Here is a 21,772-nt window from a genome sequence, read left to right as displayed (position 1 = left end):
GGGGGAGGCACTACGCTCCGACGTCACGTGGGGCGCCACCACCCTGACCCTCCCCCGTAAAGAACGGGGGAGGGAACACGCAGGCCTCGGTCTAGAACTTCACATTCACAGCCAGCTGCGCGGTGCGCGGCATGCCCAGGATCCACTGATTGTCGCTATAGCTCGACGTCGCATAGACCTTGTCGAACAGGTTGTAGACGCGCAGCGACACCGTGGTGTTGATGTCGGGCTTCCATTGCACGCCGGCATTGACGAGCGTGTAGCTCGGCATTTCCAGCGTATTGGCATTGTCAGCATAGGTCTTGCCGACAATCTGCACGCCGGCATTGGCCGACCAGTTCGGCGCAAAGCCCCAGGTCGCCCAGATATTCGAGACATTCTGCGGCACGTTGAACGGGACATTACCGGCATAGTTGACGCCGCTGGCTTGCAGGAAATCGTCATACTTCGCGCGCAGGAAGGCGGTATTGGCATCGATGCGCCAGCCGTAATCGAGCACGAGACCGATCGAGGCTTCGACGCCGCGCGAGGATTGCTGGCCGACTTGCTGAACGATCCCGCCGCTGCCGGGGACAACTGCGAGCAGATTGTTTTTCACGATCTCATAGCCGGCGAGTGTCCATTCGCCGCGGCCGCCCCAGAAAGATTGCTTGACGCCGATCTCGGCCTGTTTGCCGATGGCGAGGTCGAATTTCGAATTGGCATTGCTGGCCGAGATCAGGCCGCCGATCGTATCCGCGGCGGTGGAATACTGACCGTAGAAAGCAAGATTCTGGATCGGCGTATAGACGGCGCCGACGCGCCATGAGGTGGCCGAATAATCCCGCGTATAGCTGTTGGCGGGATTGCGGAAGTCGGTCCGCGTCACGCTCGGCTGGTCCTGGCGGACGCCGGCGATCAGCGAGAATTGCTCGGTCACCGCCAGCCGGTTCTCGGCAAAGAACGCGTATTGATTGGCGGTCGCGCTGTAGCCCGGTCGCGTCGCATCGGGACTCTCGAAGACGCCCGGATTGAAATTGAACGGATCGACCGACGAGAAGCCGCCATAAGGCGAATTGTTGGTATGCTTGAAGTCGATGCGGTTGACGTCGAAGCCTGCGACAAACGTGTTCACCATGCCGAACAGATGGCCGGTGAAGGTGGCGTCCATACGGTCGCCGATCTGCTGCTGCTGGTGATAGATTTCGAGGTAGTCGCTGCGATCGATCTGGCCGGTGGCATTGTTGAAGCCGTAGATCTCGACTTCCTTCCAGTGCCGCTTCGCATACATGTAATAGAGCGTGTTGCGCAGCGTGATGCCGTCGGACACCTGCCATTCGGTCTTCACCTGGCTCCAGCTATCCTGATAACGAATGGTGCTGTCGCTGACATTGTAGTTCTTGAAGCGGGTCGCGGGATCGAGCTGGCCGTTGATCAGCGGCGTGCCGAAATATTTCGACGGATGCCGGTCGCCATAGTCGGTCGAGAGCGTCCAGGTGACGTCCTCGTTCTGCTTGATCTGGACGGCGGCATGCAGCGCGATGTTCGATTGGTTGTCGCGATCGACCCAGCCATCGGAGGCGTTGCCGGTGACGGCGATGCGATAAGCGACATCCTTGCTGATGGGGCCGCCGCTATCCAGCGCGATACGGCGGGTCATGTTGCTGTCGAGCGAGATCTCGGCCTGGTTGCGCGGCACCCAGAGCGGCAGTTTCGACACCACATTGATGGCGCCGCCAATGGCGCCTTCGCCATACATCACCGAGGCCGGGCCACGCAGCACTTCGATTTTCTCGGCGGTCCAGGTGTCGAACGGAAAATTGACGGTGCCGGCACCGACATAAAGACGAGTGCCGTCATAGAGCGATGTCACCGAGCCGCTGCCGGCAAAGCCGCGGGTCGAGAAGGCGATGCCGCCATTGCCGGGCTCGCCGATGGCGGTGATGCCGGTGGCATTCTGCGTGACGGCATCGACGACATTCTGCTGGCCGCGTTCGGCCATGGTCTCGGCCGAGATCACCTCGACGCTGGCCGGCGTCTGCAGGCGCGTGAGGCCGAGGCGGCTGCCGGTGGAGGTGGTGCCGGTGAGATTGAGCGTTGGTGCAGCGAAGACCGGGCCAGTCTGTGTTGCAACCGGCGCGGCCGTCGTTGCGGCGACATTGCGCTGCTGGCGCGAGCGCGCATTGCGCGTGGCGTTGCCTGATGTGGCGCGGCGTGCGCGTTGCGGCTGGGCGGTCGGCTGCACGACGACGGGGTCAAGTGTCTGGCTCTGCTGTGCCGTTTGCGACCAGCTTTCGGCAGGCCAGAGCAGGCAGGACAGCGCGACGGTTGAAAGAAGGAGATGGCGCCGGTCGGCCGTCAAGAGATGAGTGACGATCATGGTTCGAGACTCGCGATAACGTGGCACGTCACCGCAAACCAAGCCGCTCTGCATTCCTCACGAACGCAACTCGGCTTCCACCGGGGCACCCCGCCCAATGTGCTCGCGTGTGACCACGACTGACGGCAGGTCTCCTGGCTCGCGGGTCGGTGCCTGTCGCCGCCTTCCCAGGCGGAGAGCCCAGTGGCTGATGGCGAAGGCTCGCCGCTTACAGTTGCGGGGGCAGCCGCGGAATCGATGCGCTTGCCGAGTTTGCTGGACTCACAGAGCGCGTCTCACCGCATTCCCTTTTGGTCCCCGAAGGGCACCGTCGCGATCACGTTAGGGTGAAAGTTTGGAAGGAGTCAATTGGGAGGTGGGTTGTCTACCGCACTCGCACTGTCATCGCCCGGCTTGACCGGGCGATCCAGTAGACACGAGCTTTAGATATAAAGCTGTGAAGACAGTGTGTACTGGATCCCCGCTCCGCGCGCACCTTCGGTGCGCTAGGCGGGGATGACAATTAGAGTGTGTTGCTCCCTCAGAACTTCACATTCACCGCCATCTGCGCCGTGCGTGGCATGCCGAGGATCCACTGATTGGTGCCGCCACCGGTGGCGTAGATCTCGTCGAACAGATTGTAGACGCGCAGCGACACGGTGGTGTTCGCATCGGGCTTCCACTGCACGCCGGCATTGACGACGTTATAGGCCGAGCGAGCCAGCGTGTTGGCTGCATCCGCATAGGTCTTGCCGACGATCTGGATGCCGGCATTGGCCGACCAGTTCGGCGCGAAGTCCCATGTCGCCCAGATATTGGAGACGTTGAGCGGCACGTTGACCGGCACATTGCCGGCGAAATTGACGCCGCTGGCCTGCAGGAAGTCATCATACTTTGCCTGCAGGAATGTGGTGTTGGCATCGATGCGCCAGCCATAATCCAGCAACATGCCGACCGACGCCTCGATGCCGCGGGACGACTGCTGGCCGACCTGCAGGACCACGTTGAGGTTATTGGGATCGCGCGCCAGCAGATTGTTCTTCACGATCTCATAGCCGGCGAGCGTCCATTCCGCGCGGCCGTTAAACAGCGATTGCTTGACACCGAATTCGACCTGCCGGCCGGTGGCCAGGGTGAAGTTCGCGTTTGCTGCATTGAGCGCGAGAAGGCCGCTGGTGACGGGATCGACGGCGGTGGAATACTGGCCGTAGAAGGCGAGATCCTTGATCGGCGTGTAGACGGCGCCGACACGCCACGTGGTGTTCGAGAACGACTTGTCGAGGCTGTTGGCCGGATTGAAGAAGTCGGTGCGGGTGACGTTCGTCTCGTCCTGCCGGATGCCGCCGATCAGCGCCAGCTGCTCGGTGATGTTGAGCTTGTTCTCCGCGAAGAACGCATACTGGTTGGTGATGCTGCGATAGTCGACGACGGTCGGCGTATTGCTGAAATAGTTACCCGGGATCGGATTGAAAAGCGTGACTGTCGAGCTGCCGGTGGACGTCGATGACAGGAAATTCGCATCGCGGCCGAACTTGATGTGGTTGACATCGAAGCCGGTGACGAGCTGGTTTTCCAGGCCGAATACATGGCCGCGGAAGGTGGCGTCCATGCGGTCGCCGATCTGCTGCTGGGCCTGGTAGATTTCGGTGTTGTTGCCATTGCGGTTCACGAGGCCGGACGCCGGGCTGTAGACGTAGCTCTCCGCGTTACGCCAGTGGCGATGGACATCCATATAATACAGCACATTGCGCACGGTCACGCCGTCGGTGACGTTCCACTCGGTGCGGATCTGGTTGAGATTGTCCTTGTAGTGAACGATGCCGTTGCTGAAATTGTAGTTGTTGAAGCGCGTCGCTTCGAGAATGCGGCCATTGACCAGCGGCGTGCCCCAATAATTCTGCGGCTGCACGTCGGCATAGTCGCTGAGGAAGGTCCAGGTGAGGTCTTCAGTCTGCTTGACCTGAATGGCGGCATGCACGGAGACATTGGAATTGTTGCCGCGATCCATCCAGCCATCCGAGAGATTGCCGGTGGCGGTGACGCGATAGGCGACCTTGTCATTGATGGCGCCGCCGCTATCGACGGCGATGCGCTTGGTCATGTTGGTGTCGAGCGACATCTCGGCCTGGTTGACCGGCACCCAGGTCGGCAGTTTCGACACTACATTGATGGCGCCGCCGATGGCGCCCGAGCCGTACAGCACCGAGGCGGGGCCGCGCAGCACCTCGATGCGCTCGGCCGACCAGGTGTCATAAGGGAATGTCGCCGTGCCCTGGCCGACATAGAGCTGGGTGCCGTCATACATGGTCATGACGGAGCTGGAGCCGGTGAAGCCGCGTGCGCTGAAAGCGAGGCCGCCATTGCCGAGCGACGGATTGGCGGTGATGCCGACGGCATTCTGCGTCACGGCATCATTGATGTTCTGCTGGCCGCGCTCGGACATGGTCTGCGCGGAGATCACATCGACGCTGGCCGGCGTCTGCAGGCGGGTGAGGCCGAGGCGGCTGGCGGTCGGCGCCGTACCGGTGAGATTGAGCGTCGGTGCCGCGAAGACCGGGTCGATGGGCGTTGCGACAGGCGCGGCCGTCGTCGCGGCGACATTACGCTGCTGGCGCGACCGCGCGGCGCGGCTTGCATTGCCGGTGGTCGCACGGCGCGCGCGCTGCGGCTGGGCAGTGGGCTGCACGAAGACGGGATCGAGGGTCTGACTCGGTTTCGCGTCCTGGGCATAGCCATCGGCGGACCACAGCAGGCAAGGCAATGCGACGGTGCAGAGAAGGAAACGGCGGCGCATCACTGCGACGGAGGAGACGGCGGTCATCAAAAAAACTCGCGATAACGTGGCACGTCACCGCGAACCAAGGCGCTTTGCATCCATCACGAACGCAATTCGACTTCCACCAGGACACCCCGCCCAATGTGCTCGCGTGTGACCACGACTGACGGCAGGTCTCCTGGCTCGCGGGTCAATGCCTGTCGCCGCCTTCCCGGACCGAGGTCCAGTGGCTCTTGGCGAAGGCTCGCCGCTTACAGTTGCGGGGGCAGCCGCGGAGTCGGCTCGCCTTGCGACCATGTCGCGCGAACCTCACCGCATTCCCTATTGGTCCCGAAGGAACCGTCGGGATCACGTTAGGGTGATGTTTACGAATGTGTCAACGCGCGCGCGGTTCGATGGCGCCTTTATGGCGGCCTGTGTGTGGATCATGCATCACTGCGACCGATGCGTGAGGCATCAGACGATCTGGCCACGGCGCAATCGACGCATCGCGATGATTGCGATGATCAAGCTCACAAGCAGCAGTAGCGCGGCGCGCGATGCGATGCGCCACGAAGTTGTATCCGCCGCGGTCTCGCGCCATTGCCACACCGGCAATGCGGCCATCTCGGCGAGCGTTGTTGCTTGGTCTGTTGCGATCTTCGGCGCAAAGAAGGCGCGCCAGCCATTGTGGAAGGTTTCGGTCTGCGCCTTGAAGGCAAGGAAGCGGCGCGAGTCATTGCCGGCGACGAGGTTCAACGCCTCGTTGACGAGGATGGCTGGCGACAGAAAGCCGATCGTATCGACCAGCTTCTGCTGTTCGAGCAACTGATGATCGAACTGGTTCAGCAGCGGCTCGACCTGCGCATCGACGCGCTGCTTGGCGAGGAAGAACGCGCGCATGCGGGCGGGGACTTCGATGCGGCCGTCCTTCACCGTCAATGTCTCGGGATCGGAGGCATAGCGATAATCCGTGCTGTACATGTCCTCATATTCGCGCAGTGCATCCGCAGTGACGACGCGGGTGCGGCTGGCAAGCTCGGTGCGCGATGGGGCCGGGCTGATGGCACCGACGACGAGATTCATCACGATGGGCAGGATGAGGACGAGAAACGTCCAGCCGGAGATCATGATCAAGGCATTGGAGGAGGACGTACGACCGAACGCATTGACCAGCGCGGCGAGCGCGAACCAGAACAGCGTGTAGCTGGCGACGACCAGCGCCCACAGCGCCATGAAGAGCAGTGAGTCTGCCGTGCGGGTTTCGGGAAACAGCGCCAGCAGGACGAGCGGCGGCAGCGGCAGCAGGATCGCCAGCAGCGCGAGATAGCGCGCGCTGGCCTTGGCGGCGACCAACGTCGTCAGCGCCATCGGCTGCGCGAACAGCATGCGCAGCGTGCCTTGTTCGCGTTCGGCAGACAGCATGTTGAAGGACAAGCCGATCACCAGCAGCGGCAGCACGAAGGTGATGACGAAGGAGAGATCGAAATGGCCGCTGAGCAGATTCCACGGATTCTCGATCTCGGTGTCATACATGAACTGCACCTTGCTGAGATACGAGATGCGGTAATAATTCGGCACCATGTCGGACTGGCCGATCGCGAGTGCTGCCAGCGGCAGATTCGGCAGCGTGGTGTGGCGGCCGGCGAGGTTGCCGGCCAGCGCCGCGGGGTTGGCGGGATTGCCGAACGGGACCAGCGCTTGCTTGCCGTCCAGAACCGATTGCAGTGTCTTCTCGTTATTGGCTTGCCGCTTTTCGCTGTGCGCGGTCACCTCGGCGATCATCGCGTTGCGCTGCTGCGCCTGGGTGATGCCGACGAACAGCCCACCCAGTACCATCAACGCCAGCAAGATAGCGACGATCGGCAGCGTGCGGTCGCGGGTGAGGATGGTGAGCTCGTGGCGGAAGATGAGCCAGAAGGTCGAGGCGGTGGTGTGCTGTGACATGTCAGGCCACGCGCTTCAGGCTGCGGGAGACTGCGAGATGCGCGAGCAAGGCGGCGGCAGCGAATATCGTGGCGAGGAGCAGCAGGTCGCGCCAATACCGGCTTGCGGCGAAACCGATGGTGGGGAGCTGGTATTTGAACTCCGGCACGGTGGCCCAAAGCCTGGCGCCGGCCTTGTAGCTGAAATGCGCATTGTCGAGCGTGTCGGCATGGGCGACGAGATCGTCGCTGACAATGTCCTGGATCTTGCGGCGCTGCAGTTCAGCGGCGGTGGAGAAATCGCGATGTTGCGCGAAATCCGTGCCGGCAAGGCCCATGGAAAAGCCGCGCAGCGTGATCACGGGGGCGATCAGGCCAACCCATTGCTGGAAACGCTGCTGGTGCTCGAATGTGTCCCATAATTTGCCGAATGTCTGGTCGAGCACGCCATAGCCGGCATGATCATCGACCTTCAGCGCCGCGCCCCATTTGCTGAGCGGCAGCGACGGATCCCATTGGGCATCGACATTGAAGGTGGTTTTCCAGGCCTGATCTGCGGCTTCGGAAATGTCGTGCGAGAGGTGGTTGTTGAAATCCAGCCGTGACGGCGTGGGATAGACTACATTGGCGACTTCGGACGCCGTGCGCGGCGCGATCAGGGTGGCGGCGACCCAGAAGCCGAGCAGCAGCACCACGGCTGCGCGCGACGAGCGCACCAATGCGGATACGGCGATGGTGAGGAAGACGAAGAAGCCGAGATAAAGGCCGTAGCCGGCGATCAACCACATCATGCGATAGACGATATCCAGTCGCTCGGCCGAGGGCAGACGGCCAATGGCGACGATGGAGAAAGCGAGCCAGACCGGGATCACCAGCGCAAAAGCGCAGGCGGCGAGCGCCAGCGCCTTGCCGAGCAGCAGGCTTCGCGCGGGCACACCGATGCTCAGCAATTGCCGCAACGTGCCGCGCTCGCGCTCGCCGCTGATGGCGCTGAAGCCGATGACGATGATCAGCAGCGGCACCAGCACCTGCACGATCCATGCGGGCGAGAGTTGGCCGAAGCGCTGCAGCCCGGTGGCATCCTGCGCCGGCCGGAATTTCAGTTCGCTCTGGCGATGCGCCTGCAGCCAGACGGTGGAGCCGACAAAAGGCTCGATGCCTGGATCGAGCACCGCCAGCGGCGGTTCCGGCTTGAACACATGCATGCCCTGCTCGGCGGCATCATGCGGATGCCGTTCGCCCTGCTGCAGCCAGGCTTGATAATCGAGCGATTGCCCGGCGGCGCGCTCGTTATTGATCTGCGCTTGCCGGATCGATCCCGACGCCATGGCGACGATGGAGAGAATAATGATGAGCGCCGCAGCCCAGAGCATGCGGCCGTCGCGGATGATCTCGCGCAGATCCTTGCGGGCGATGGTGAGGATCACGTCAGGCTCTCATATGTTCGAGATAGAGCGCCTGCAGATCGGCGTGGCTGACATCGGCGCTGTTCAGCTCCTGCACCAGCTTGCCGCGCCGCATGATGCCGATGCGGGTGCCGGTCTGCTTGGCATGGAACAGGTCATGGGTGGTCGTGAGGATCGCAACGCCGTTGCGGCTGGCATTGACCAGCAGTTCGGAGAACTCGTTGGCGGCTGACGGGTCGAGCCCGGATGTCGGTTCATCGAGCAGCAGTGCCTTGGCATTCTTCGCCAGCGCGATGGCGATGCCGACTTTCTGGCGCATGCCTTTCGAATAGGTGCCGACGCGATCATCCGCCGCCTGCAATGGCAGGCCTGCGGCTTGCAGCAATTCGAGCAGGCGCTCGCGCGGCAATTCTTCGCCAATAGCGAGGGTGGCGAAGAAAGCGAGATTTTCCACGCCGGAGAGCTGGCCGTAGAGATTCACCTGTTCGGGGATGTAAGCGAGTAGCCGCTTGGTCTCCAGCGGCTGCGCGGTGACATCATGCTTGTCGATCAGGAGTTGCCCCGATGTCGGCTGGATGAAATTGAGAAACAGGTTGATCAGCGTGGTCTTGCCGGCGCCATTGGCGCCGAGCAGGCAATAGATATCGCCGGGCTGCACATGGAGCGAGACGTCGTCGAGCGCGAGCTTGGCGCCGAACTGCTTCTTGACGGCTGTAGCTTTAAGCATGGAGCGCCGCGCTGACGCTGGATATGAGAGAGATCATCCGAAGGACTCGCGATAACGTGGCACGTCACCGCAAACCAAACCGTGTTGCCATTCGCAGCGAAGGCAACTCGGCTTCCATCAGGACACCCCGCCCGATGTGCTCGCGTGTGACCACGGCCGACGGCAGGTCTCCTGGCTCGCGGGTCAGGGCCTTCTGCCGCCTTCCCGGGGTTGTGGCCCAGTGGCATGTGGCAAAGGCTCGCCGCTTACAGTTGCGGGGGCAGCCGCGGAATTGGCTTGCGCAACAGACGCTGCACTGGCCTCACCGCATTCCCTATTGGTCCCGAAGGAACCGTCGCGGGGACAATTCGGTGAAATGACACCGGGAGTCAATGCCGCGTCGCTGCGGAAAATTCCGCTTGTCGCGTTTGGCCTCGACTGAAATTGGTGGGCACCCTTCGGTATTATCTTGATGAACAAGAAGTGGCTGTGTCGAGCCGAAAACGGCTTTGCCGGGCGGCTGTTGCGCTCGCTGCGGCAGCCTGTCACAGGGGCGTTGCGTAGTAGCCCTAGATCGTCCTGCGTCACCATCGCCGACTCCAGGAGAGCACAATGGCCATCCGCGTGTCCCGTCGCCGCTTCCTCACGACGGCTGCCGCAAGCGCGGGACTCTTGGCGATGCCACGTTTCAGCCGCGCGGCCGATCGACCGGTGGTGAGCCATGGTGTGCAGTCCGGCGATATCGGTTTCGACAGCGGCACGATCTGGTCGCGGGCGGATCGGCCGGCGCAGATGATGGTGGAGGTGGCGACCACCGAGTCGTTCAAACATGCGCGCGCTTTGCCGCCGGTAACGGTGCTGCCGGAAAGCGATTTCACGGCAAAACTGCTGCTGGAGAATCTGCCGGCAGGGCAGGACATCTTTTATCGCGTGCGGTTTCGTGATCTCGCGCATACGAGCGTGATCGGTGAGCCCGTGGTCGGGCGCTTCCGTACGGCGCCTGCGGACCGCCGCGATGTGTCGTTCGTCTGGGGTGGCGATGTCGCGGGGCAGGGCTGGGGCATCAATGCGGAGGATGGCGGCATGGTCACCTTCGCCACCATGCGAAAACACAATCCGGATTTTTTGCTCCACAGCGGCGACACGATTTATGCCGACGGGCCGATGGTTGCAGAAGTGAAGTTGCCGGATGGCTCGCTCTGGAAAAACACCACGCTGGTGCCGGAGAAAGCCAAGGTCGCCGAAACGCTCGATGAATTCCGCGCGGCGCATAAATACAATCTGCTCGACGACCATGTCCGCGCCTTCAATGCACAGGTGCCGATCTTCGGCCAGTGGGACGATCACGAGGTCACCAATAACTGGTCGGCGTCAAAGCAGTTGCCCGCAGCGTATAAAGAGCGCGATGTGATGGTGCTGGCCGCGCGCGGTGCGCGGGCGTTTCATGAAATGTATCCGGTGCGGGTCAATCCCGCCGAACCCGGGCGCGTCTATCGGGTGCTGAATTACGGCCCGCATCTCGATGTCTTCATGCTGGACGAGCGCAGCTATCGCGGGCCCAACGGGCCGAACCTGCAGGAGACCTATGGCCCCGATGCCCATTTCATCGGACCAGAGCAGCTGGCCTGGCTGAAGCGTGCGCTGATGGACTCGCGGGCAACCTGGAAGGTGATCGCTTCCGACATGCCGATCGGCATCGTGGTTTTTGACAATGCCGCGGCGAAGTCCGGTTCTGAGGCAATTGCGCAGGGGGACGGCCCGGCACGGGGGCGCGAGCTGGAAATCGCCGACCTGCTGCGTTTCATCAAGACGGCGGGGATCCGCAACACCGTCTGGTTCACGGCCGACGTGCATTACACGGCGGCGCATTATTACAATCCGGACAAGGCCCAGTTCCAGGATTTCGAGCCGTTCTGGGAGTTCGTCTCGGGCCCGTTCCATGCCGGCACCTTCGGCCCGGGCGGCATGGACAACACCTTTGGCCCCGAAGTCCGATACGTGAAGGCCCCCGGCGAGGGGAAGCAGAACCTGCCGCCGTCAGCCGGTATGCAGTTCTTCGGCCATGTCCGGATTGAGGGCGCGAGCGGCCAGATGACCGTCACTCTGCGAGATCGGGCCGATACGGCCCTTTGGAGTACAGTTCTGGACCCCAAAATGGGCTAATTTCGAGGGCAGATTCACATTGTTTTTCGGTCATTCCCGACTATATTGCGCCGCAACGCGCCCAAGTACCCGGCCTTTATCCATTGGCCGGGTTTGCTTTTGCAGGGATTGCCCAGCGCGTTTTCAGGCAGGATAGGGTTGGTCGCGCAACGAGTGCGCCGGGCTGACGTCTTGCAGAACCCGCTTCGGGCATCCGTTCGTCGAACCAGAAGAAGACACATGAAACTGCGCAACATCGCCATCATCGCACACGTCGACCACGGCAAGACCACCCTCGTCGACAAGCTCCTGCAGCAGTCGGGCACCTTCCGCGACAATCAGCGCGTTCAGGAACGCGCGATGGATAGCAACGACATCGAAAAAGAACGTGGCATCACCATTCTCGCCAAGTGTACTTCGGTGCTGTGGGAAGACACCCAGATCAACATCGTCGACACCCCGGGCCACGCCGACTTCGGTGGCGAGGTCGAGCGCATCCTGTCGATGGTCGATGGCGTGATCGTTCTCGTCGACGCCGCTGAAGGCCCGATGCCGCAGACCAAGTTCGTGGTCGGCAAGGCGCTGAAGCTCGGCCTCCGCCCGATCGTCGCCATCAACAAGGTCGACCGTCAGGATGCGCGCATCGACGAAGTCGTCAATGAAGTGTTCGACCTGTTCGCAGCGCTCGATGCGACCGACGAGCAGCTCGACTTCCCGATCCTCTACGGTTCGGGCCGCAATGGCTGGATGGCCTCGAGCCCCGATGCCGCGCACGATGTCGGCATGAAGGCGCTGTTCGAGCTGGTGCTCAAGCATGTGCCGCCGCCGGTGGTGGAAGAAGGTCCGTTCCGCCTGCTCGGCACCATTCTCGAAGCCAACAACTTCCTCGGCCGCATCATCACCGGCCGCATCGCGTCGGGTTCGGTCAAGCCGAACCAGACCGTCAAGGTGCTGTCGCGCGACGGCAAGACCGTGGAAACCGGCCGTATCTCCAAGATCCTCGCCTTCCGCGGCCTCGAGCGCCAGCCGGTCGAGCTCGCCGAAGCCGGCGACATCGTTGCCATCGCGGGCCTAAGCAAGGGCACCGTGGCCGACACCTTCTGCGATCCCTCGGTTGAAATTCCGATCCAGGCGCAGGCGATCGATCCGCCGACCGTGTCGATGTCCTTCATCGTCAACAACTCGCCGCTCGCCGGCACCGAAGGCGACAAGGTCACCAGCCGCCTGATCCGCGACCGCCTGCTGCGCGAAGCCGAAGGCAATGTCGCGCTCAAGGTCGTTGAATCCGACGACAAGGATTCGATGATCGTGTCCGGCCGCGGCGAATTGCAGCTCGCCATCCTGATCGAGAACATGCGCCGTGAAGGCTTCGAGCTCAGCGTGTCGCGTCCGCGCGTCGTGCTGACCAAGGACGAGAACGGCAACACCCTCGAGCCGATCGAGGAAGTCGTGATCGACGTCGACGAGGAGTTCTCGGGCGTGGTCGTTCAGAAGATGAGCGAACGCAAGGCCGAGATGATCGAGATGCGTCCGTCCGGCGGCAACCGCCTGCGTCTGGTGTTCTACGCGCCGACCCGCGGCCTGATCGGCTATCAGGGCGAACTCATGACCGATACCAAGGGTACCGCGATCATGAACCGCCTGTTTCTCGACTACCTGCCCTATAAGGGCGAGATCGCCGGCCGCCGCAATGGCGTGCTGATCTCGAATGACCAGGGCGAAGCGGTCGCTTACGCCATGTTCAAGCTGGAAGATCGTGGTCCGATGATGATCGAGCCGGGCTGGAAGGTCTATAAGGGCATGATCATCGGCGAGCACACCCGCGAGAACGATCTCGAACTCAACGTTCTCAAGGGCAAGCAGCTCTCGAACATTCGCACCACGTCGAAGGACGAAGCGGTGCGCCTGACCCCGCCGATCCGCATGACGCTGGAAAAGGCGCTGGCCTATATCGAGAGCGACGAGCTGGTCGAGATCACCCCGAAGTCGATCCGCCTGCGCAAGAAGTTCCTCGACGCCACCGACCGCAAGCGCGCCGAGAAGAGCAAGGAAGCCTTCGTTTAAGAGGCTTCGACGTTCGCTCTCCTGTTGTAGAATGCCCGGCGAAAGCCGGGCATTTTGGTTTGCGCATTCGGCTATTCCAGGCTTTGCATGTCATCACCCGCGAAAGCGGGTGATCGAGTAACCACCAGCCATGCGGTTCGATCACTGGCGTCAATGTGTACTGGATCGCCCGGTCAAGCCGGGCGATGACAGAGTGTGTGCTTCACGACGCCTTCGGTGCGCCCACCTGCTTCATCGGATCGGCCTTCGCAAACGCCTCCATCGCCTCGCAGCGCGCGACGATCGCGGCAATCACCGGCACATCCGGCAGCGGGATCTTGATCGCCTTCATGGTCGCCGTGATGCTGGCCAGGCAGATGTCGGCCATCGTCACCTGATCGCCATGGCAGAATGCGCCGGTGCCGGGCTCCTCCACCAGCCGTCGCTCCACCGCCTGCAGGCCCACCGTGAACCAGTGCACCAGCCAGCCGCGTAGTTTGGCGTCGTCAAACCCCCCGGTGGTCGTCAGATATTTTCGTACCCGCGGCGTGATCAGCGGATGCGTATCGGCGGCCAGCATATGGGCGATGGCCCGTACCCGCGCGCGGCCATGCGGATCGGCCGGCAGCAGCGGAGGTGCTGGATGCGTCTCGTCGATGAATTCGAGGATCGCCAGCGACTGCGTCAGCGGCGCGTGCCCCTTATCAATGAAAGCGGGGATGGCGCCGAGCGGATTGATCTTCAGGAAGGCTTCGCTGAGATTCTCGCCCTTGTCGATGTCGACCACATGCTCCTGCGCTTTCAGCCCTTTCAGGTTGAGCGCGACGCGGACGCGATAGGTCGCCGAGGTCCGCCAATAGCCATAGAGTTCATAGTCGGGTTGCTGGGTCATGATGTGTGCTCCGGAGGGCGTGACTTGCATAATTCAAGCAAGCCTCTATCCCGGTGTCACGACAATCCGGTGTGAATGACGCGATGAGCAGCAATCTCCCTTCCGAAGTCGATGTCGCCATCATCGGCGCCGGCGCCGCCGGCCTTGGCGCGGCGCGCACGCTGGAGAATTCCGGCCTGTCGGTCATCGTGCTCGAAGCCCGCGATCGCATCGGCGGCCGTGCGCACACCATCATGGCGGCGCCCGGCATTCCGTTCGATCTCGGCTGTGAATGGCTGCACTCGGCCGACAGGAACGATTTCGTCGGCATCGCGAAACAGCTCGGCTTCAAGGTCGACAGGAACCGTCCGCCCTGGCGCGAGCAGGCCTATGACGGCGCGTTCTCGAAGAAAGAGCGCGCCGAGTTCTATGCCGCGATGGATGACTTTTACGATCGCGCGGAAGAGGCCGCGGAAAATGACGACGATGCGCCGGCCGCGACCTGCCTCGAGCCGGGCAATCGCTGGAATCCGATGATCGACGCGATCTCGACCTATATCAACGGATTTGAACTCAAGGACGTGTCGCTGCACGACATGGATTCCTATGAGGACACCGAGGTGAACTGGCGCCTGCCCGATGGCTATGGCGCGCTGATCGCCGCCTATGGTGGCCCGTGTCCGGTGGCGCTGAATACGGAAGTGACGGTGATCGATCATTCGGGATCGCGTGTGAAGATCGAAACGTCGCGCGGCACGGTGAGCGCGGCAAAGGTGATCGTCTGCGTGCCGACCAATCTCCTCGCCAATGAAAATATCCGCTTCCATCCGCCATTGCCGGAGAAAGTCGAAGCCGCGGCCGGCCTGCCGCTTGGCGCAGACAACAAGGTGATGCTGGCGCTTGCTGATGCAGGCAAATGGCCCGCTGATGTCGGTTTGCGTGGCGCGGCTATTCGCACTGGCATCGGCAGCTTTCACCTGCGGCCGTCCGGCCTGCCTTGCATTGCCGGCTTCTACGGCGGCACATTCGCGCGTGAGCTGGAAGATGCGGGCGAGGGCGCGCTGGCGGCACAAAGTATCGATGAAATCGTTGCATTGCTCGGATCGGATATCCGCAGCAAACTGACGCCGCTGGCGGAGAGCCGTTGGTGCCATGATCGCTTTGCGCAGGGCGCTTATTCAGCTGCGAAGCCCGGCCATGCGGAGTCGCGTGCGGTGCTTGCCAAGCCGGTGAATGATCGCCTGTTCTTCGCGGGTGAGGCGACATCGCCGAATTTCTTCTCGACGGCCCATGGCGCGCGCGCGAGCGGGGAGCGGGCGGCGAAGGAAGTGATGGCGAAGCCGTAGGATGGGTTGAGCGCAGCGATACCCATCACCGCAGGCTCGGCGCTTGTTGTGATGGGTATCGCTGCGTTCAACCCATCCTACGATTCGATCACGCGTTCGCGCAGCGACGTATCCGGCACCATACAGGCCTCGCTGCGACCGAAAATGCGATAGCGGTTTCTGGCGATGAGGTTGTAGACGGGATTGCGGAGTGCCGCCGGCACGGCGAACAGCACGCGCACCCAGCTCCATCCCGGCAGTTGCGATAGCACCGTCAGTGCCGCGTCTGACTTGAAGTAAGCCGCACCGCCATGGATCACCGCATTGGTGTCGGGATCATCCGGATCGATTCCGAAATGTCGTGCGAGACGGCTGCCATACTCAGACTGGATCGGCGTGAAGCGAAAGCGCTTTGCCACATCACGCGCTGCCACGAAGCGGATCCATCGGGAGCAGAAGATGCAGACGCCGTCATAGAGGATGATGTCGTCATCGGGCCAAGGTGCCTTCATGGCTTGGCGATCATCAGCCAGAGAATCGCCAGCATAGCGCCGAAGCCCAGCGTGCCGAGCACCAGCGAACGGCGGAACAGCGAGTGATAGCGCGATGGCAGTGGTGCGCGATCGGCCACAGCGCTGCGGGCAAGCGCGCGGATCTCGATCTGCATGAACAGCACCGGCAGCCAGATCAGGCTGGCCACGGCATAGAGAACCAGCGAGGCGATCATCCAGGGCTCGGTGGCGGATGTCGATGACATCTCCATCAGGAGGCCGCCGGTGAAGGGCTGCAGCAGCATGGCGCCGATGGTGAGCAGCGCGGTGGCGGCGAGGGAGGTGTTTGCAGTTGCTGCGATGAAAGCGCCGTCGCCGGAGCGATGGGCCTGCAGCATCATGAAAGCGATGCCACCGCCGGTGCCCAGGATGACGACGGCGCCGAGCACATGCAGGAATTTGAGGATGAAATAGGCGGTCATCGCATGCTCGACGGGGCCAAACGGGTATCCGGCTCTGCCTAGCACGGCGCCGCTGGCGGACAAGTGTAGTGCGCGCGAATCAGATGGTCGAGGCGGGGACGACAACACATGCGTGTAGATGAATCGCTGGGCGCGCATTCGAAGGTGTGGCGGTGGAAAAACCGGCCGGTCATTGGCCCATCCCGCACCGATCTGTCTTTTTCCGGGACAGATTTTCACGGAACTGATGCAAAAATTCCACACGTTAACTGATAATTAACGATGCTCTTGAAGCCGGCGCGATGCGCTGCTTTGATCACATCCATGAGCACAACCCTGATCGAAGTTCGGCCGGCCAGGACCGCGGATGCGGTTGAGGTGGCGTCCACCCATGACGAAGCCTGGCGCGCGGCCTATCAGGGCCTGATTCCCGGCCCGGAACTCGACAAGCTCATCAATCGCCGCGGCGCCCAGTGGTGGGATTCGGCGATCCGCAAGGGCAGCCGCGTCAGCGTGCTGTGCTTCGGCGACAAGGTCGCCGGTTACGCCAATTACGGCCGCAACCGTGCCCGCAGCCTGCAGTTCGAAGGCGAAATCTACGAGCTTTATCTGCGCCCGGAATTCCAGGGCCTCGGTTTCGGCCGCCGCCTGTTCGCCTCGGCCAAGCGCGACCTGATGCAGAGCGGGCTGAAGAATCTCGTGATCTGGGCGCTGTCCGACAATGAAGGCGCCACGGAATTCTACCGCGCGCTCGGGGGCCGCATGGTGGCCCGCTCGTCGGAGCGATTCGGCGCCAAGTCGCTCGACAAGGTGGCTTTCGCCTGGAACGCGTGAGGCGTTTCCAGCCCTCAAGGTGAGGAGCCGTGAAGCACAGGCTCGAACCGTGAGATCGCCTGGCTCTGAGTTCTTGGGCCATCCCTTGCGAATGGCTACGCCATTCGCTGGGAGACGCGCGCAAGAGCGCGCTCCTCAGGATGAGGGCGGAGTTGGGGCACTGCCCGTAGGTATTCCCGCTAAGCCATTCACCAATCGCGCAATTTCGCGCGGTTAGGCGTTGAATCCAACGCCCCGCTCCGCTACCTCTCGCGCATCAGTCACGCGAATTCCGGAGCTTTCGATGCGTCTTGACGCGATCCCGCTCGGTGCCAAGGCGCCGCATGAAGTGAATGTCGTCATCGAGGTGGCGGTCGGCGGCGAGCCGATCAAATACGAGATGGACAAGGCCTCCGGCGCGCTGTTCGTCGATCGCTTCCTCTACACGCCGATGCGCTACCCCGGCAATTACGGCTTCATCCCGCACACGCTCTCCGGCGACGGCGATCCGTGCGACGTGCTGGTCGCCAACACCCGTGCCATCGTGCCGGGCGCCGTGATGGCCTGCCGTCCGGTCGGCGTGCTGCTGATGGAAGACGAAGGCGGTCTCGATGAGAAGATCATCGCGGTGCCGACCTCGAAGCTCACCCAGCGCTACGACAAGGTGAAGAACTACAGCGACCTGCCGCAGATCACGCTGGACCAGATCCAGCACTTCTTCGAGCACTACAAGGACCTCGAGCCCGGCAAATGGGTCAAGGTGGTGCGCTGGGCTGATGCCGCGGAAGCGCATAAGCTGATCCAGGAAGGCATCGAGCGCGCAAAGGCCGAAAAGAAGTAAGGGCTGATCGGCGCGCGGTGCAGGGAGAGTTTCCGATGCGCCGCATGCTGATCTGGCTTCGCAATATCATCCTCGCCGCGGTCGCCATTATTGTGGTGCTCGCGGCGGTGGTTTTTGTGAATACGTTCCGGCAGGGCTCGCGGCAGATTGTCGTGGCGCCGGCGCCGAAAGTGGCGGTGGACGAACAGGCCGCGGCTTTAAGGCTCGCCGAGGCGATCCGCTTCCAGACTATCTCAAACGCGTTCACTCCGGATCAGTCCGCCGGCCCGCTGCGGGCGATGCATGCGCATCTCGCGGCCAGCTTCCCGGCTTTTCACGCGGCGACCAAACTCGAACTCGTTGGCCAATACAGCCTGCTGTTCACCTGGCAGGGCAGCGATCCCGCGGCCGGGCCGATCGCATTGCTCGCGCATCAGGATGTGGTGCCGGTGGCGCCCGGCACCGAGAAGGACTGGCAGTATCCGCCCTTTGACGGCGTCGTTGCCGATGGTTTCGTCTGGGGGCGCGGCTCTTGGGACGACAAGGGTAATCTCTATTCCATTCTCGAAGCAGCGGAGGCGCTGGCCAAGGCCGGCTTCCGCCCGAAGCGGACGATCTATTTTGCTTTCGGCCATGACGAGGAAGTTTCCGGCACCCGCGGTGCGCAGGCGATGGCGGCGCTGCTGAAATCGCGCGGCGTGAAGCTCGATTTCGTTCTCGATGAGGGGCTGCTGATCACCGAAAAAATCCTGAAGGGTCTTGATCAGCCGATGGCGCTGATCGGTGTCGCCGAAAAGGGCTATGCGACGCTGGTGCTGAATGCGCGTGCGACCCCCGGCCATTCCTCGATGCCGCCGCGCGAGACGGCCATCGGCATGATGAGTGCCGCGCTGACGCATCTGGAAAATGCGCGCTTGCCGATGCAGGTCCGCAGCACGGTCGCGGAGATGTTTGCCACCATCGCGCCGGAGATGGGCGGCTTCAATCGCGTGGTGCTGTCGAATCTCTGGCTGTTCAAGCCGTTGCTGCTGCGCGAATTCGAGAAGAGCGGCCCGACCGAAGCGACGGTGCGCACGACCACCGCGCTGACGATCTTCAATGCCGGCGACAAGGACAATGTGTTGCCGGGCAATGCCGAAGCGGTGGTGAATTTCCGTCTGCTGCCAGGGGATACGCAGGCGAGCGTGACCGAGCATGTGCGCAAGGTGGTCGGCAATGAGAAGATTGAGATCAAGGCATATCCCGGCAATACCGATCCGCCACCGGTGACGGGAACCGCGAGCGACTCATATCGCGCGCTGAACACGACCATCCGCGAGATATTCCCGGATGCGCTGGTGGCGCCGGGTCTGATGGTGGCGGCGACGGATTCGCGGCACTATGCCGGCGTGACCGACAACATCTTCCGCTTCTCGCCGGTGCGCGCGAATGCCGAAGATCTGAAGCGCTTTCATGGCACCAATGAACGGCTCAGCATCGCGAATTACGCGGACATGATCCGGTTTTATCGGCGACTGATGGAGAAGCTGTAAGCGATGCCTCTCCACTGTCATTGCCCGCGAAAGCGGGCAATCCAGTATGCGGCGGCGGCTGTGACGACACGCTGATCGCGGTGTCTACTGGATCGCCCGCTTTCGCGGGCGATGACAGTGAATGCGTCACACCGCCGGCGGCTTCAGCCCATTGATCGCACAGGCCGCGCGCAGCGTGTTCACCAGCAGGCAGGCGACCGTCATCTGCCCGACGCCGCCCGGCACCGGCGTGATCGCACCCGCAGTCTTCAATGCTTCCTGATAAGCGACATCGCCCACCAGCTTCGATTTGCCATCCGCCGCCGGCAGGCGGTTGATGCCCACATCGATCACGGTGGCGCCCGGCTTGATCCAGTCGCCGCGCACCATTTCGGACTTGCCGACGGCGGCGAAGACGAGATCGGCCTGCGCGGTCAGCTTCGGCAGATCGCGCGAGCGCGAATGCGCGATGGTGACGGTAGCGTTCTCGTTCAGCAGCAATTGCACCAGCGGGCGGCCGACGAGATTGGAGCGGCCGATCACGATGGCATTCATGCCGTCGAGTTTCTCATGCACGCTCTTGGCCAGAATGATGCAGCCGAGCGGCGTGCAGGGCGACAGCGCATCCATCCCGCTGGCTAGGCGGCCGGCATTGACGGGATGCAGGCCATCGACATCCTTGGCGGGATCGATGGCGTTGATGACGGCCTGGGTGTCGAGGCCCTTCGGCAGCGGCAACTGCACCAGGATGCCATGCACCGAAGCGTCGGCGTTCAGCTTCTGCACCAGCGCGATCAGATCGGCCTGGGCGACATCGGCCGGCAGCACATGTTCGAAGGAGGCCATGCCGGCTTCCTGGGTCTGTTTGTGCTTGCTGCGCACATAGACCTCGGAGGCGGGATCGCTACCGACCAGCACCACGGCAAGGCCCGGCGTGAGGCCGTGATCGGCCTTCACGCGCGCCACTTCTGCGGCCACGCGGCTGCGGAGTTCGGCGGCGATCACTTTTCCATCGATCACGCTGGCGGTCATGCTGTGTCCTTGTCGTCAGACGGGCTGGCTGCGATGTCGCGCAGAAGCAGCCCCAGTTTCCTGGCATCGCCGGTCACGGCGATCTGTTTGATGCGGGAGGTGGCGCCCGACAGCAGCCGGACATCCCGCTTCGGCACGCCGAGCTTTTTGGCAAGCAGCTCGGTTACGGCGCGATTGGCCTCGCCGCCTTCGGCAATGGCGCGGACGCGGAGCTTCAGCACCGCACGGCCATTGGCCATCACCTCGATCCCGTCGATATCGTCACGGCCGCCGCGCGGCGTGACGCGAACCGCGATGCTGACGCCATCGGCGCCATATCGCCAGGGATCAGCCAACGGGCTCAGATCACGTTCGGATAGATGTAATAGGAGATCACCCGCTGCAGGAACATGATGATCAGGATCACGACGATCGGCGACAGATCGAGGCCGCCGAGGCTCGGCAGCATCCGGCGGATCGGCGCCAGCACCGGCTCGGTGATGCGATAGAGGAACTCGCCGACGGCGGCGATGAACTGGTTGCGGGTGTTCACCACATTGAAGGCGATCAGCCAGGACAGGATCGCCGAGGCAATCAGCAGCCAGACGTAGAGATCGAGGATGATCAGCACGATATCGAGAACGGCGCGCATGGCGGGAATGGCTCAATGGTTGGGTCGCGGATTGGACCTTCGGCTAAATATCGGTTCGCGCCTGCGCAAACAAGGGAAGGCTGGGCCGAAAAAGCCCGGAAAATCGAGACTTTGCGCCGTGCGCGGGTCGTTCTTGACTTGCCGTTAACGGGGATTGTAAATGGCGCCCATTCCAGACCTGCGCCGCTTCGCGGTGCTGTTCTTGACGGGCCCATAGCTCAGCTGGGAGAGCGCGTCGTTCGCAATGACGAGGTCGGCGGTTCGATCCCGCCTGGGTCCACCACGCTTCGCCAAAAGGCTTCGCGTGGCGCAGCCATGCGAAGCCTTTTGGCGAAGCGTGGTGTCCGGCGAAGCCCGCTAGGGCGAAGACGGACGGAGGTTGAAGCTCCCTCTTTATTTCGCTGTACACTCTCCACGAAACCTCGCGTGGCGCAGCCATGCGAAGCCTTTTGGCGAAGCGTGGTGTCCGGCGAAGCCCGTTAGGGCGAAGACGGACGGACGT

General features: G+C 62.6%; 17 protein-coding genes, 1 tRNA gene and 3 riboswitches. Of the genes, 7 read left to right on the top strand and 11 right to left on the bottom strand.

Annotated elements, in window-relative coordinates:
- Positions 1 to 91 precede the first annotated feature (91 nt).
- The 5 genes from AC1RQ5_RS01930 to AC1RQ5_RS01910 form a co-directional block, all read right to left on the bottom strand.
- The gene (locus AC1RQ5_RS01930; RefSeq protein WP_493196912.1) at positions 92 to 2,359 is read right to left on the bottom strand and encodes a TonB-dependent receptor; all 2,268 of its coding nucleotides are present in this window, start codon (positions 2,357 to 2,359) and stop codon (positions 92 to 94) included.
- Positions 2,360 to 2,466: 107 nt separating this feature from the next.
- A riboswitch (cobalamin riboswitch) is annotated at positions 2,467 to 2,686 on the bottom strand.
- A 193-nt stretch (positions 2,687 to 2,879) separates the two neighbouring features.
- On the bottom strand, positions 2,880 to 5,159 hold the full coding sequence (locus AC1RQ5_RS01925; RefSeq protein ID WP_493196911.1) for a TonB-dependent receptor: 2,280 nt from the start codon (positions 5,157 to 5,159) through the stop codon (positions 2,880 to 2,882).
- 106 nt (positions 5,160 to 5,265) lie between these two features.
- A riboswitch (cobalamin riboswitch) is annotated at positions 5,266 to 5,473 on the bottom strand.
- A 97-nt stretch (positions 5,474 to 5,570) separates the two neighbouring features.
- Positions 5,571 to 7,040 (bottom strand): ABC transporter permease subunit, encoded by a 1,470-nt coding sequence (locus AC1RQ5_RS01920; RefSeq protein WP_493196910.1) that lies wholly within the window; start codon positions 7,038 to 7,040, stop codon positions 5,571 to 5,573.
- Between the two features lies 1 nt (position 7,041).
- Entirely contained in the window at positions 7,042 to 8,445 is a 1,404-nt protein-coding gene (locus tag AC1RQ5_RS01915) for an ABC transporter permease subunit (protein WP_493196909.1), read from the bottom strand.
- 1 nt (position 8,446) lies between these two features.
- On the bottom strand, positions 8,447 to 9,151 hold the full coding sequence (locus AC1RQ5_RS01910; RefSeq protein WP_493196908.1) for an ABC transporter ATP-binding protein: 705 nt from the start codon (positions 9,149 to 9,151) through the stop codon (positions 8,447 to 8,449).
- A gap of 144 nt (positions 9,152 to 9,295) precedes the next feature.
- Positions 9,296 to 9,502: riboswitch (cobalamin riboswitch) on the bottom strand.
- Between the two features lie 240 nt (positions 9,503 to 9,742).
- On the opposite strand from AC1RQ5_RS01910, the gene AC1RQ5_RS01905 reads away from it, so the two are divergent.
- Both AC1RQ5_RS01905 and typA read left to right on the top strand, forming a co-directional pair.
- Entirely contained in the window at positions 9,743 to 11,293 is a 1,551-nt protein-coding gene (locus tag AC1RQ5_RS01905; RefSeq protein WP_493196907.1) for an alkaline phosphatase D family protein, read from the top strand.
- A gap of 219 nt (positions 11,294 to 11,512) precedes the next feature.
- Positions 11,513 to 13,336, top strand: coding sequence for a translational GTPase TypA (typA, locus tag AC1RQ5_RS01900; RefSeq protein ID WP_493196906.1), 1,824 nt, complete (start codon positions 11,513 to 11,515; stop codon positions 13,334 to 13,336).
- 202 nt (positions 13,337 to 13,538) lie between these two features.
- Here typA and maiA read toward each other — a convergent pair whose 3' ends face one another.
- Positions 13,539 to 14,207 (bottom strand): maleylacetoacetate isomerase, encoded by a 669-nt coding sequence (gene maiA, locus AC1RQ5_RS01895; RefSeq protein ID WP_493196905.1) that lies wholly within the window; start codon positions 14,205 to 14,207, stop codon positions 13,539 to 13,541.
- 83 nt (positions 14,208 to 14,290) lie between these two features.
- Between maiA and AC1RQ5_RS01890 the strand changes: the two genes are divergently transcribed.
- A complete protein-coding gene (locus AC1RQ5_RS01890; protein WP_493196904.1) occupies positions 14,291 to 15,532 on the top strand; it encodes a flavin monoamine oxidase family protein in 1,242 nt (413 codons plus the stop codon).
- A gap of 77 nt (positions 15,533 to 15,609) precedes the next feature.
- Here AC1RQ5_RS01890 and AC1RQ5_RS01885 read toward each other — a convergent pair whose 3' ends face one another.
- Entirely contained in the window at positions 15,610 to 16,023 is a 414-nt protein-coding gene (locus AC1RQ5_RS01885; protein WP_493196903.1) for a thiol-disulfide oxidoreductase DCC family protein, read from the bottom strand.
- Entirely contained in the window at positions 16,020 to 16,484 is a 465-nt protein-coding gene (locus AC1RQ5_RS01880) for a DUF2269 family protein (protein ID WP_493196902.1), read from the bottom strand. The genes AC1RQ5_RS01885 and AC1RQ5_RS01880 overlap by 4 nt, the downstream gene beginning before the upstream one ends.
- Before the next feature lie 303 nt (positions 16,485 to 16,787).
- Between AC1RQ5_RS01880 and AC1RQ5_RS01875 the strand changes: the two genes are divergently transcribed.
- The 3 genes from AC1RQ5_RS01875 to AC1RQ5_RS01865 all read left to right on the top strand — a co-directional run bounded on the left by AC1RQ5_RS01875 (position 16,788) and on the right by AC1RQ5_RS01865 (position 19,628).
- The gene (locus AC1RQ5_RS01875; protein ID WP_398483474.1) at positions 16,788 to 17,297 is read left to right on the top strand and encodes a GNAT family N-acetyltransferase; all 510 of its coding nucleotides are present in this window, start codon (positions 16,788 to 16,790) and stop codon (positions 17,295 to 17,297) included.
- Between the two features lie 283 nt (positions 17,298 to 17,580).
- Positions 17,581 to 18,117, top strand: coding sequence for an inorganic diphosphatase (ppa, locus tag AC1RQ5_RS01870; protein ID WP_398483476.1), 537 nt, complete (start codon positions 17,581 to 17,583; stop codon positions 18,115 to 18,117).
- A 35-nt stretch (positions 18,118 to 18,152) separates the two neighbouring features.
- A complete protein-coding gene (locus tag AC1RQ5_RS01865; protein ID WP_493196901.1) occupies positions 18,153 to 19,628 on the top strand; it encodes a M20 family peptidase in 1,476 nt (491 codons plus the stop codon).
- A 126-nt stretch (positions 19,629 to 19,754) separates the two neighbouring features.
- Here the strand turns inward: AC1RQ5_RS01865 and folD are convergent, their stop codons facing one another.
- From folD to AC1RQ5_RS01850, 3 genes are read right to left on the bottom strand one after another with little or no spacing between them, the layout of a single operon-like run.
- Positions 19,755 to 20,639, bottom strand: a complete 885-nt coding sequence (gene folD, locus AC1RQ5_RS01860; protein WP_493196900.1) for a bifunctional methylenetetrahydrofolate dehydrogenase/methenyltetrahydrofolate cyclohydrolase FolD — start codon at positions 20,637 to 20,639, stop codon at positions 19,755 to 19,757.
- Complete coding sequence (locus AC1RQ5_RS01855; RefSeq protein ID WP_493196899.1) at positions 20,636 to 20,974, bottom strand: DUF167 domain-containing protein; 339 nt, start codon at positions 20,972 to 20,974, stop codon at positions 20,636 to 20,638. Before AC1RQ5_RS01855 ends, folD begins: the two co-directional genes overlap by 4 nt.
- A 5-nt stretch (positions 20,975 to 20,979) precedes the next feature.
- Positions 20,980 to 21,270, bottom strand: a complete 291-nt coding sequence (locus tag AC1RQ5_RS01850) for a YggT family protein (RefSeq protein ID WP_398484879.1) — start codon at positions 21,268 to 21,270, stop codon at positions 20,980 to 20,982.
- 207 nt (positions 21,271 to 21,477) lie between these two features.
- Between AC1RQ5_RS01850 and AC1RQ5_RS01845 the strand changes: the two genes are divergently transcribed.
- A tRNA-Ala gene (locus tag AC1RQ5_RS01845) sits at positions 21,478 to 21,553 on the top strand.
- Positions 21,554 to 21,772: the final 219 nt, after the last annotated feature.

Source organism: Tardiphaga sp. GW821-FHT12E02, from assembly GCF_058807155.1.
Note: the sequence above shows the minus strand (reverse complement) of the source record. Positions and strands in the feature narration are given on the sequence as shown.

Excerpts from the sequence above, each read along its gene's own strand:
- AC1RQ5_RS01930 (WP_493196912.1), bottom strand. The coding sequence starts at position 2,359 with ATGATCGTCACTCATCTCTTGACGGCCGACCGGCGCCATCTCCTTCTT.
- AC1RQ5_RS01925 (WP_493196911.1), bottom strand. The coding sequence starts at position 5,159 with ATGACCGCCGTCTCCTCCGTCGCAGTGATGCGCCGCCGTTTCCTTCTC.
- AC1RQ5_RS01920 (WP_493196910.1), bottom strand. The coding sequence starts at position 7,040 with ATGTCACAGCACACCACCGCCTCGACCTTCTGGCTCATCTTCCGCCAC.
- AC1RQ5_RS01910 (WP_493196908.1), bottom strand. The coding sequence starts at position 9,151 with ATGCTTAAAGCTACAGCCGTCAAGAAGCAGTTCGGCGCCAAGCTCGCG.
- AC1RQ5_RS01905 (WP_493196907.1), top strand. The coding sequence starts at position 9,743 with ATGGCCATCCGCGTGTCCCGTCGCCGCTTCCTCACGACGGCTGCCGCA.
- typA (WP_493196906.1), top strand. The coding sequence starts at position 11,513 with ATGAAACTGCGCAACATCGCCATCATCGCACACGTCGACCACGGCAAG.
- maiA (WP_493196905.1), bottom strand. The coding sequence starts at position 14,207 with ATGACCCAGCAACCCGACTATGAACTCTATGGCTATTGGCGGACCTCG.
- AC1RQ5_RS01890 (WP_493196904.1), top strand. The coding sequence starts at position 14,291 with ATGAGCAGCAATCTCCCTTCCGAAGTCGATGTCGCCATCATCGGCGCC.
- AC1RQ5_RS01885 (WP_493196903.1), bottom strand. The coding sequence starts at position 16,023 with ATGAAGGCACCTTGGCCCGATGACGACATCATCCTCTATGACGGCGTC.
- AC1RQ5_RS01880 (WP_493196902.1), bottom strand. The coding sequence starts at position 16,484 with ATGACCGCCTATTTCATCCTCAAATTCCTGCATGTGCTCGGCGCCGTC.
- AC1RQ5_RS01875 (WP_398483474.1), top strand. The coding sequence starts at position 16,788 with ATGAGCACAACCCTGATCGAAGTTCGGCCGGCCAGGACCGCGGATGCG.
- ppa (WP_398483476.1), top strand. The coding sequence starts at position 17,581 with ATGCGTCTTGACGCGATCCCGCTCGGTGCCAAGGCGCCGCATGAAGTG.
- AC1RQ5_RS01865 (WP_493196901.1), top strand. The coding sequence starts at position 18,153 with ATGCGCCGCATGCTGATCTGGCTTCGCAATATCATCCTCGCCGCGGTC.
- folD (WP_493196900.1), bottom strand. The coding sequence starts at position 20,639 with ATGACCGCCAGCGTGATCGATGGAAAAGTGATCGCCGCCGAACTCCGC.
- AC1RQ5_RS01850 (WP_398484879.1), bottom strand. The coding sequence starts at position 21,270 with ATGCGCGCCGTTCTCGATATCGTGCTGATCATCCTCGATCTCTACGTC.